This is a genomic window from Bacillus pseudomycoides DSM 12442 (assembly GCF_000161455.1).
Taxonomy (GTDB): Bacteria; Bacillota; Bacilli; order Bacillales; family Bacillaceae_G; genus Bacillus_A; species Bacillus_A pseudomycoides.
The window spans coordinates 2532371-2543019 of record NZ_CM000745.1 but is presented as its reverse complement, the minus strand read 5'-3'; the positions used below and the strand labels follow the sequence as shown (position 1 = coordinate 2543019).

The 10649-nt window shown below is 35.1% G+C and carries 10 protein-coding genes and 1 pseudogene; 1 reads left to right on the top strand and 10 read right to left on the bottom strand.

From position 1 onward, the window contains the following. Nucleotides 1-188 precede the first annotated feature (188 nt). The 10 genes and pseudogenes from BPMYX0001_RS34015 to BPMYX0001_RS12645 all read right to left on the bottom strand — a co-directional run. Nucleotides 189-391: pseudogene (locus BPMYX0001_RS34015) on the bottom strand (SMI1/KNR4 family protein); the annotation flags it as partial. Nucleotides 392-533: 142 nt separating this feature from the next. Next, nucleotides 534-1637 (bottom strand): lipocalin-like domain-containing protein, encoded by a 1104-nt coding sequence (locus BPMYX0001_RS12685; protein WP_033798957.1) that lies wholly within the window; start codon nucleotides 1635-1637, stop codon nucleotides 534-536. 826 nt (nucleotides 1638-2463) lie between these two features. Beyond that, on the bottom strand, nucleotides 2464-3447 hold the full coding sequence (locus BPMYX0001_RS12680; RefSeq protein WP_033798956.1) for a DUF4003 domain-containing protein: 984 nt from the start codon (nucleotides 3445-3447) through the stop codon (nucleotides 2464-2466). 170 nt (nucleotides 3448-3617) lie between these two features. Beyond that, the gene (locus BPMYX0001_RS12675; RefSeq protein ID WP_033798955.1) at nucleotides 3618-4085 is read right to left on the bottom strand and encodes an NUDIX hydrolase; all 468 of its coding nucleotides are present in this window, start codon (nucleotides 4083-4085) and stop codon (nucleotides 3618-3620) included. Nucleotides 4086-4117: 32 nt separating this feature from the next. Then, the gene (locus BPMYX0001_RS12670; RefSeq protein WP_033798954.1) at nucleotides 4118-5587 is read right to left on the bottom strand and encodes a serine hydrolase domain-containing protein; all 1470 of its coding nucleotides are present in this window, start codon (nucleotides 5585-5587) and stop codon (nucleotides 4118-4120) included. A gap of 8 nt (nucleotides 5588-5595) precedes the next feature. Further along, nucleotides 5596-6108, bottom strand: a complete 513-nt coding sequence (locus tag BPMYX0001_RS12665) for a hypothetical protein (protein ID WP_033798953.1) — start codon at nucleotides 6106-6108, stop codon at nucleotides 5596-5598. Then, nucleotides 6105-6446: a PadR family transcriptional regulator gene (locus tag BPMYX0001_RS12660; RefSeq protein WP_006095208.1), complete on the bottom strand. Its 342-nt coding sequence runs from the start codon at nucleotides 6444-6446 to the stop codon at nucleotides 6105-6107. The genes BPMYX0001_RS12665 and BPMYX0001_RS12660 overlap by 4 nt, the downstream gene beginning before the upstream one ends. Nucleotides 6447-6704: 258 nt before the next feature. After that, nucleotides 6705-7742: an SDR family oxidoreductase gene (locus BPMYX0001_RS12655; RefSeq protein ID WP_033798952.1), complete on the bottom strand. Its 1038-nt coding sequence runs from the start codon at nucleotides 7740-7742 to the stop codon at nucleotides 6705-6707. A 313-nt stretch (nucleotides 7743-8055) separates the two neighbouring features. Then, nucleotides 8056-8628 (bottom strand): histidine phosphatase family protein, encoded by a 573-nt coding sequence (locus BPMYX0001_RS12650; RefSeq protein WP_033798951.1) that lies wholly within the window; start codon nucleotides 8626-8628, stop codon nucleotides 8056-8058. 9 nt (nucleotides 8629-8637) lie between these two features. Further along, nucleotides 8638-9108 (bottom strand): GNAT family N-acetyltransferase, encoded by a 471-nt coding sequence (locus BPMYX0001_RS12645; RefSeq protein ID WP_003198267.1) that lies wholly within the window; start codon nucleotides 9106-9108, stop codon nucleotides 8638-8640. A gap of 231 nt (nucleotides 9109-9339) precedes the next feature. Here BPMYX0001_RS12645 and BPMYX0001_RS12640 point away from each other — a divergent pair, with 231 nt between their 5' ends. Further along, nucleotides 9340-10641: an MFS transporter gene (locus BPMYX0001_RS12640; RefSeq protein ID WP_006095205.1), complete on the top strand. Its 1302-nt coding sequence runs from the start codon at nucleotides 9340-9342 to the stop codon at nucleotides 10639-10641. The last annotated feature ends 8 nt before the right edge of the window (nucleotides 10642-10649 follow it).

Sequence of the window (10649 nt, the reverse complement as noted above, 5' to 3'; positions counted from 1 at the left end):
CGCTTTCGCTGAATTTTGAGGTGGGAGTGTTACTGTCCTTTAATGCGGGATAAAATAAAAAAGCGAATCTAAAGAAAGTTTAATTCCTTAGATTCGCTTTTTCTATAATATTTCACGAGTGATATGACACTTTTATCGGGGCGTTTAAAGCATCATAACTAAGTAGAGAATTTATTATCAAATTATACTTAAAAACCAATTACTATCCATTCATCGACAACATTCCAGAAATTTAAATTGTACTTAGGTGGCTTATTTTTAAACCACAAGGTTGAATTCACATCAATTTTAATGGGTTCATCTCATTCTTCGATAATGCCCCAATCATTTGATACTTCATCTTCGGGAACTCCCCCATAGTATGACTGACATAATAGTAGACACCAATATGCTTTCAACTCGTATTCCGAAACTTCACAAACAGAAAATAAAAAGAGCGCTCTATCCAGATAAACTCGAAAAACAAGGTTTTGTAAACAGTCTGATCTTTCACAAATTATGAGTGAAAAGTGAAGCTATTCATTCTCTCTTAGCTAATTGTTGATGATAGCATATTTATTATTCCCGAAGAACATTTGATCCCATAAACCCTCAGCTTTATAATTTTTTTTCACACCATTCAATTCATGAGTCAGGTGAACATCCCCTAAGATACGAGTATAGGTAGGGTTAGCCCCTGACTTTTTGGCTATCAAAGCCTGAGTAGAATCCAAATTGTCTAATAAACTTATTGAAACAATATCCCTATTTCTAATAAATTCTACTGTATAAGACTCAAAACTTGAAATAGGTTGAAGGTATATTAAATGATTATCCATAAACTTTTTCGTTTCGGGATGTTCTATAATATCTTCTCTCTGAATTTTAGTAAGAGATTGATCGTCCGATATTATTTTTCCATCTTTGGCTAACATAAACACAGGCAACCTTTTGTAGTTATAATTCTTCTCAGCAATAATATCGCAAGCAATGATGTCAAAACCATCAACTTTAGCTCTTCCCCAATACCAATGATTCATCAATTTCTCCATGCCGATATTGCCCCAGTTATGATCATGGTAACCAGTCCCATTTAATTGAATCATTTTATCACCAATAGTCAAAGTAGCTTCGATTGTCGCGGATGGTTGAGCAATAAACCATGCAAAGAAGTGCTCATCTTGGTCTCCGTAGAACCAATGACCGGTGTTTGGACGCCACATCGGTAATTTTGACGTCATTGTAGCATGATATTTAATATATCCTTCTTCAAAATGAAGGATATATTGTCCATCTTGGTATTTGAGGTAGGATTTGTTGATATTGACATCACAAATATCTTTTTTAGCGTTAAGCCTGCTGCCTTTAGCCTCTTGAGAAGACATAAGGATTTTGGTGCCATCAGGATATGTAATATCAATTTGGACTGTAGGCCATGCTGGTCCAAGAACATCAAAGTGGTTTTTGGTGTAAAAGGTAGTCACTACAGTTGTTCCGTCCTCAAATTCGGCATCAGTATACCACCACTCAAAAGAACCCTCCCTTCCATCTGTGCGCATGCCATCCTCTTTTGGCTGCGGTTCTGTAGGATGAATATTTAACTTTCTATAAGTTTCATCATCATTTGCCAATCTAACTTGTTCTACGTTTACACTCATTGTAACAACCTCCATTTTGTAATGTGCTAACGACCGAAAACTGATGCTTGTAATCAAGAGAAACTTTAATCAGTGGGGGTTTTCTCCACCCCCCATTGATTATCACCCCTCACCAATCGGGCTTTTACGGACAGTTCATCTCCCACCTAACTTCTTTGCTTTCGTTGAATTTTGAGGTGGGAGTGTTACTATCCGTTAATGCGGGATAAAATTGATAATTGTAATGTTTCTTGTATACAGTATAGAAAAAAACACCATATAATATATTATAATTTTCTAAATATATGTTCATTTATTTTCTTTCATATTATTGAAGTTTATGTTTTTTTAAGAATAAAAGATTTTATCATTAACAGGAGATTTAAATGATAGAGGGATACTAGAAAAAGTTATTGAATGGCATTTCTTATACTTACTGCACTTATATGAAACCGATATACAACTTCCTAAAAATGCAAATATTTTTTAGTGATTTAACATCTTTCGATAAAGTGAAACTTTAATCAGCCCTCACCAATCGGGCTTTTACGGACAGTCGATCTCCCACCTAACTTCTTTGTTTTGCCGAATTTTGAGGTGGGAGTCTTACTGTCCTAAAATAGCGGGATAAAATTGGTGGAGAAGCCAAATTTGGATTAAAAAACTCCACATGTAACATATAGTATGTAAGGAGATTATCTCATGGGCTATTTACAAAAAGTAGGTGGGGAATATTTGACGCTTACCTCATTAATTTAACATAGACTAAGAAGTCGCTTGTCAGCAGACAAGCGACTTCTCAGTCTATGTAACCCTTTTTGAAAAAGTTCATGCCGCGCATTGCACGTTATGATCCACTGCTAGCTGATGCCGCTGCTGTAGAAGCTGTAATTGCTGCGATCATAGCAGCCTGCTGTGCCTGTATAAGAACCTCTATCATTGTTTGTAAACCTGTGTTGGCAGCCTGACTTTCCGCACCTTTCTGACTTACGAACAATTGGATAGCAATAAGAATATTTGCATCCGTATGCCAGCGGAATAATTTGTCCCCCTGCAATTTTTCAATGAATGCTCGAATAGAATGAACCTCTTTCTCTCCATCCTCAAGCAACGCTAGTAGCCCGATAGCCGGATAATGCATTTGTTTTACTTTTACCTTTTCTCGCTTTAGCAGATTCCATATGTTTGTGCACTGTGCTACTAAAATATCTTCACTGACATCCTTCTTTAGAGAAAGAATATGACTTAAAAATTGAAGATTATTCCCTTTGTACATACCAGCTGCCGCCAGCTTCTGATAGAGACGTTCCACTCGATCCATAAGCGTCTCTACTTTCTCTGATTGTCCTGCTAGTAAAACAGCGAGCGGGTAATCATCTGTACTTGTAAGAAAGAAGTGATCCTCTTTCATGCGCTTATATACTTGCATTGACCGCTGAATGCGTACGTCATGCTGCCCAGTTTCTTCTGGTAAAAGCGCAGCTGCTGCCAAATAAGTAAATATACTCCGGCTAAAACCACCAGCGACTAATCGTTCATATAAGTCTAGAAACTTCTGAAACGCTTCTTTGTAATGGGTAAAGTGAATATCTAATGTTGCGGCAACCACAAAGCGATGATAGGACTTTAAATAGGAAAACATCCCTACCTGATCCTTAATATAATTACTGATTTCTAAAAAACGCCCAAGATGAAACGACTTATCACTGCCTGCATACATAGCGGCAATCATCATCCCTGTCCGAGAATCACTAGTTTTCCATTTTAGTTCCCCTTTTAACTGTGCATATATATGTGTGTATTGCTCCAGCTTTTGTTGCAATGTAATCATAGCTGTTCCCCTCATTTCCTTGTGTTTCTCTTCTATTATACTATAATTCCATATTTAGGAATATTGTTTTTTCATACAGACTTTGTAAGCTTATACTTTTCTTGTTATTCCCCCCATAATCATCTTATTAGTTATAAGTAAAGTCCCAATTCTTATCTTCCTATCTCTTCTTATCCATTCCTAACAATATGCTCCATATGAATAGGCAACTCATTCACTTTATCCTTTAGAAAATCTGGTTTCAAATTATATTCACTTACATGCTCTAAAGGTACCCATTGAAATACATACCTTTTGCCGTCTTCTTCAAGAAAGAAAGAATCCTCTCCCTTTGCAGGCAGCTCCAGTAAATTTACTTTATAATAAAAGCTGATTTCATGAAATTGATGTTCATCATATGTGAAAAAATTTTCAGCCATCCAAAGCAGTCTCTTCACATCAACATCTACTCCTAGTTCTTCCCTAAGTTCTCTTCTCACTGCCGATTCACTGCTTTCTAGCATCTGCACTCGTCCACCTGGTATATACCAGAAATCTTCCCCTTCATTTTGAATCATTAACATTTTATTATTATGTTTACATATCGCGCCGACTCGATAGTTAAAACACGTTTTTTCTGATTTGAATGTAAGATCCATTGTTATGTACCACCCTTATATGATTATTAGATTTAACTACTAAAATATTTCACTTGCAAATTTTGCTTATAAGCGATGATAATAGAAAACAATCCATTAAGCGCAAACAGGATAACTACTCCAATTGATAAATAAGCTAAATCTGGAGAAAACACATAAATCGCATGCCATGGAGAATCCGTACTATAAATGAGTACCGGAATTGTAGCGATAGATAGCACTAAGAAAATAATACCAGAAATGCACCATACGCTTCTTTTACGAATTTTTTTTGATTTCATCTTTATCAACAAATAAACGAGCATTACAAAAAGTAAACATATTACCCCAATTGTAACCAATTGAACAATAGGAGTATTTGAAGGTATATCAACTGGTTCATTTCCATTTATTACATTTATAATACCTTGCTTCAAATAGGAAAGTGCCTCTTCTTCCAAAATATGATTTTTATTGGTGAGAATCACACCGCCCCAACCCGTTTTCGGTATAAAAAACATTTCTGCATGTGAATCAGGGGTTGAGCCTGAATGCCATATCATTTTTTCATCAGAAACTGGATTTGTGATTCTTACCCCTAAGCCATAGTAGCGGTTTTCACCTGTTTGAACATGCGGTGATACATAAAGATTCATAGTATTTTCAGTTAAAAAATTGGCATTCTCTTGTCGGCTAAGGAATTTAATGTATTGAAGCATATCTTCTGCACTTGCCGTTATGTACCCATATGGTGCTCCTCCATTATCATATGTTACCGAACTTTTTCTAGGGATTCCAAACCATGACTGATAACCAGCAAGATATCCTTTTTTATATGCAGTATCATTATCAGCCGCGGCACTTTTCATACCTAATGGTAAAAATACTTCCTGCTTCATGTAGTCAGAATATGTTTGATTGGTAACTTCTTCAATAAGAGCACCAAGAATCAGGAAATTAGCATTACTATATTGATGCTTTTCTCCAGGTGAAACGGTAAGTGTAACATTTGATAGGTTTTCTACATTGTTTTTAATAGCATGAAAGTCTTTAGATTCTTTATCTGATATTGATAAACCAGAATACGTACTAATTCCACTTGAATGAGTAAGCAGATGTTTAATTGTTATGTTTGATGCTGCTTCTTTATCTTTAAGTGTAAACCATGGGATGTATTTTTGAACTGGATCTTCAAGGTCAACTTTACCTTCTTCCATTAATTTCATTATAGCTAAACCTGTTAATGATTTACTTATCGAACCTATAGTAAAGGGAGTTTCAGTCGTTACTTTTTCCTCAGTTTCTTCCGTTACACCCCATGCTTTAGAATAAAATAAATCATTTTCATGAACAATAGCAATCGAAGCTCCTGGAATTCGATGTTCTTTTAAAAAAGTTTCTACATAGTTGTCTATAGTATTCTTAATATCTTTTTCTGCGGAGACTTTCGAGGCTGGTAGAAATAAAATCACCACATTCCATAATAAGCATATAAAAATGACCATGAATTTTAGTATTTTCATATTAACATTCACCTGCTTATATTTACTTTTCTTATATAAAACACTATCAGCGTGGAAATTAGTATGGAAATAGAAACGCTGGTAATCATTAACAGAGAATTCCACCAAGAATTATCTGCTATCTGATACAAAATATTATAGTCAAACGAATTATTAGTATGTAGTGGATTAAATGATTCTGTTAAAAACATAGATAGTAAGAGTTGTGAAGTGAGGTAGGTAACAATTGAAGTAAGGAATCCAATCACAAATAAAATGCCTGTTCTATTTTTTGATTTTCGTATCTGTTTTATTTCAGAATGAAGATCAATTTCATTCATTTCTAAAAAATCTTTGATAAATGTTGTTGTATCTCCTAAATCATTTAGACTATCTTGGCCATGTTCACGACATTCTTGAATATGTTCTAAAAGTTGCTGTTTAATAACTTTTCTGTTCTTTGAACTTACTTTGTATTGTTTTAACTCTTCAAGAACTTCATTTAAGAATTGTGTTTCTTCCATATTCAATCTCATGTTCATTCGAAATGTTCTCCTTTCAAACCACTTTGCAGTAGGGATTTTATATCCTGTTGTAACTCCAACCACTCGTTGATTTTTTTCTGAAGATACATTTCCCCTTTTTCATTCATTTCATAATAAACTCTAACCTTACCACTTTCTGTCATTTCACGGTAAGTGTGAACCCATTCTTGATCTTTGAGCTTAGTCAAAATGGGATAAATGCTTCCTACTCCTTTCAGTTTTAAATTGTGTTTTTCTAACTCCTTCATAATTTCATATCCATAACTTTTACCCTTTGACAAAATAGATAACACACACATCTCTAAATGACCTTTAATTAAACTTGTTCTATCCATAGGATAAATTTAACAAAAATATATACTTCATTCAAGTATATATTTTGAAAATATTATTTTTTCTAAAAATAAGAGCGTACGCACAAAATTTCAAAGTCCCAAACGCATATAACCCCGTCTAAATTTAAGACGGGGCAAGAATATTTTTTTGAAATCTAAATTTTATTACACAATCATATCAGATCTTTTGGATTCCCAATTTAGCAGAATCTATTTCCTTGCAAAATTTTTTCTCTGCTTGATGAGTATATACTCTCATCATAATATCTCCTTCTGAAACCAAACCTCTAGCAATTCGGCCTCTCTTTCTCTTGATATACCTGCCTTTCGTTCTGTATCCTGTCTCGATTTCTCCCATTGATATACATCACAAATGGTATCTTCAATAGGCCTGAAAGAAAGATCAGCGTTAACAGCTTTTTCTATACTGATGAAAAAACCACCTTTCCACGGCTCTGTTTCCCCTTCTAATGGGAAAGTTTCAGGAATCCATAAAGGCATCTCCGTCCATGGCTGTACTTTATTCTCAATTAAAAATTGTTCTTCTACCCATACAAATTCAGCATCGCTATTTGTTACTGCTTTACAAGTATTTAATAGTTCTTCTATCGTCAATTCATTATTCGGCCCTGTTACATTAAACTTGCCTACTTTTCTGTTTTCTGCCATATCGAATGCCCAGGTTGCCACATCTTTCACGTCAATCAGTTGAACAGGACGGTCTGAACGCCCTGGCACCATTATTTTCCCACCCTGTGCTACACGCTGAACCCAGTACGGGAGTCGATCTGAATAGTCAAATGGTCCAACAAGAAGCCCTGCTCTTATATGCAAAACACGCCCCGGCCAATATTTTTCTACTTCTTCTTCGCATAAAACTTTAAGTGCTCCATAATACTCGTAAGGAGATATTTCCCCATCCTCAACCGCTTTCAACTTATCGCTAGGCGGCATAGGCTGTACACGATAGCCTTCCTTAATATGAAGTGGAATCCAATCTTTGTAAGTAGAGATACTTGATATAAATGTATAATGTTCGATGTTATCTCCAAGTACAGCAGCGATTTTTTTAATTTGATGAGGAGAAAATCCACATGTGTCCATTACAACATCCCATTTTCGATTTGCTAAACATGATACATCACTGCCTCTATCGCCGGTTAGCTGCTCTACTTCAGGAAATACATCTTTATTCGTGCCACGATTAAATAAGGTGACTTCATGCCCTCTTTTCAATGCTTCTTCTACTAAAGCTCTTCCTAAAAAACGAGTACCTCCTAATATAAGGACCTTCATAATTTTCCCCCATTCATTTTCATAACTTATAAAATTAGTATTCATTTTATATAACGATTTTCCTGGTTAAAAAGTTATGGGGGTGATGAAAAAAAGGTGCTTACTTATTATGCTCTATAAAAAATGTTGTTGCTTTTCTTCAATTCCCAAAGCCATGAAAATTAATGAAATTGCTAACATTTTTGACCTCTAAAATTTATAAATGTAACTATGTTTGCGAATAGGTGTGGTAATAGTTTCAAGAGAATTCCATTATACAAATATCCTTTTTCCAAACCACGATTTTAGATAGTAGGGCAAATAAACACTTCTATTAACATTTCCACAACCTATTAACTTCCACCAATTCCTGATCATGAAATTCCATTCTGTATATATCCGGTTTTGATGTATGTAGTAAAAAGTTCAAACCGTACTGATTGTCATAATATCCCATCATCAAAGTCATAACAGCTCCATGGGTGCCTAATACTACTTTCTGGCCCCGATAAGTCTTTAATAATTCTTTTAAAACTTTTATAGCTTGGTTCTGACAAACTGCATTAGACTCTCCTCCCTTTAAAGCGAAGTTTGGATCAGAAAATGATTTTTTTAACAAAGGTAATAATTCCTTATCAGATATTCGCTTGTCTTCAGCAGAAAAAACCCTCTCTTTTAGATCTTCAAATACTAAAACTTCTTGCCCTAAACGTTTAGCTAACTCCTGAATAGTTAGGATGGATCGGTGGTATGGGCTTGAAACAAAAACCTCAATACCTTCCCCTTGTAATATATCAGTTATTCGATAAGTATCTAATTTCCCTCTTTCAGTTAACCCTCTTGTTCTTTTATTTTCTTCTGTTTTTGGTGATTCGCCATGTCTCACCATGTAAATGAAAGTTTTCATAATACTTTTCTACATCTTCTTCACAAATAATACCCTGCTCCCTCCATCCCCATCATAATTTGTATGTACAGATACTCCATCTACTTCCCCATCACCTATTTCAATTTCAAATCCAATTTCTTGATGGAATTGAATTGATTTTTTATTTACCGGAGAAGTTACCGCTTTTACAATATGACGATTATTTGCGCGAGCTGCATCGAAAAAATAAGAGTATAATGTAGAAGCTATGCCCTTTCTTCGATGCTTTGGATTTACTCCAATAAAATGAACATATGCTTCATCGGTATATGTTTGTGAGAAAAATCCACATAAAAACCCTGTAATCTCCCCATCCTGCTCGATAATAAAACTTGTTTCTCGGAAATGAACGAAAAAAAGTTTCGGCAACATATCAGCCATATTTCTCCCGCCCCACCACTCATTAAGCACGGAATGAATCGTTACATAATCTTCGTCTTGAAGGTGTCTTACTTTCATTTCTCTCTTCCTCTCATCCTATTATTCCCCATTTTATCTATACTTCTGATTATTAGGTAAATACAAATATCTACTATTCTAAACCCCTTCCATTCTAATGAAAAACATCACTTTATAATATTTGCTATTTAAAACAATACTTCCTCCACGTCCTAAAACTTTGACATATAAAAACATTTTATATAAAATATTCTTAATAATTAGAATATTAAAAGCAAAAGAGGTGAACTGATGAATCAACAAAACTCTGTCCAGAAAAAAGCACTCATAGCTAGTTTAATTGGTAGTTCTATCGAATGGTTTGATTTCTTCTTATATGGAACTGCTGCTGCACTTGTATTTAACAAATTGTTTTTTGTAAACGAAGATCCTCTTGTCGCACTCATGCTTTCTTATCTTTCTTTTGGTATTCCATTTTTTATCCGTCCACTTGGAGGGATTATCTTTAGTCATATCGGTGACAAAATCGGAAGAAAAAAGACACTTGTGTTAACCCTATCTCTGATGGGAGGGGCGACAGTATGCATTGGTTTGCTTCCTTCATACGAAACTATCGGTATACTAGCTCCTATTCTTTTAATATTACTAAGAATTATTCAAGGATTAGGAATTGGCGGCGAATGGGGTGGTGCTTTACTATTAGCCGTAGAATATGCACCGAAGGAAAAAAAAGGACTTTTTGGTAGCATCCCTCAAACAGGTGTAACAATTGGAATGTTACTCGGAACTGCTGCGATCTCTTTCATGACAATGATTTCTGGTGATAAATTTGTAACGTGGGGATGGCGAGTTCCATTTATTTTAAGTGCCGTATTGGTATTCATAGGGTTATGGATTCGAAACGGATTAGATGAAACACCAGATTTCAAAAAAGCAAAAGAAAGCGGAAATATTTCAAAACTACCTATTGCTGACACTTTACGTCATCATTGGAAATCTGTACTTATCGCTACAGGAGCAAAGGTAGCGGAAACAGGTCCCTTCTATATTTTCTCGACATTCATTGTTTCTTATGGGACATCGCAGCTAAAACTACCCAATACAACTGTCTTAAACGCAGTTACAATCGCTATGCTCATTACTACTATTATGATTCCGATTATGGGAAAACTTTCAGATTCAATTGGAAGAAAGAAAATGTACATATGGGGCACGATTGCAATTCTCTTATATGCTTTTCCCTATTTCTTAATACTAAACCAAGGAACAACTTTCTCTATCATTCTCGCAACTGTTATCGGTTTAGGTATTTTATGGGCACCTGTAACCGCCGTATTAGGTACATTATTCTCTGAAATTTTCTCCACTCAAGTACGCTATACTGGCGTTACGCTAGGTTATCAATTAGGAGCTGCATTAGCTGGTGGGACAGCACCGATGATTGCTGCTTATTTAATGAATGTGTATAACAATTCTTGGGTTCCGGTAGCTTTATATATTGTACTTACTTGCTGCATTTCTTTAATCGCTATCACTGCCGTTTCAACAAAGCAAATTGCAGAAAATGTACAAAAGCAAGATATACAAGCCTAGTCAATTGG

Coding starts and splice junctions, on each gene's coding strand:
- BPMYX0001_RS12660 (WP_006095208.1), bottom strand. CDS start 6,446: ATGGATAGAACAAGTTTAATTAAAGGTCATTTAGAGATGTGTGTGTTA.
- BPMYX0001_RS12655 (WP_033798952.1), bottom strand. CDS start 7,742: ATGAAGGTCCTTATATTAGGAGGTACTCGTTTTTTAGGAAGAGCTTTA.
- BPMYX0001_RS12680 (WP_033798956.1), bottom strand. CDS start 3,447: ATGATTACATTGCAACAAAAGCTGGAGCAATACACACATATATATGCA.
- BPMYX0001_RS12685 (WP_033798957.1), bottom strand. CDS start 1,637: ATGAGTGTAAACGTAGAACAAGTTAGATTGGCAAATGATGATGAAACT.
- BPMYX0001_RS12645 (WP_003198267.1), bottom strand. CDS start 9,108: ATGAAAGTAAGACACCTTCAAGACGAAGATTATGTAACGATTCATTCC.
- BPMYX0001_RS12650 (WP_033798951.1), bottom strand. CDS start 8,628: ATGAAAACTTTCATTTACATGGTGAGACATGGCGAATCACCAAAAACA.
- BPMYX0001_RS12675 (WP_033798955.1), bottom strand. CDS start 4,085: ATGGATCTTACATTCAAATCAGAAAAAACGTGTTTTAACTATCGAGTC.
- BPMYX0001_RS12670 (WP_033798954.1), bottom strand. CDS start 5,587: ATGAAAATACTAAAATTCATGGTCATTTTTATATGCTTATTATGGAAT.
- BPMYX0001_RS12665 (WP_033798953.1), bottom strand. CDS start 6,108: ATGAACATGAGATTGAATATGGAAGAAACACAATTCTTAAATGAAGTT.
- BPMYX0001_RS12640 (WP_006095205.1), top strand. CDS start 9,340: ATGAATCAACAAAACTCTGTCCAGAAAAAAGCACTCATAGCTAGTTTA.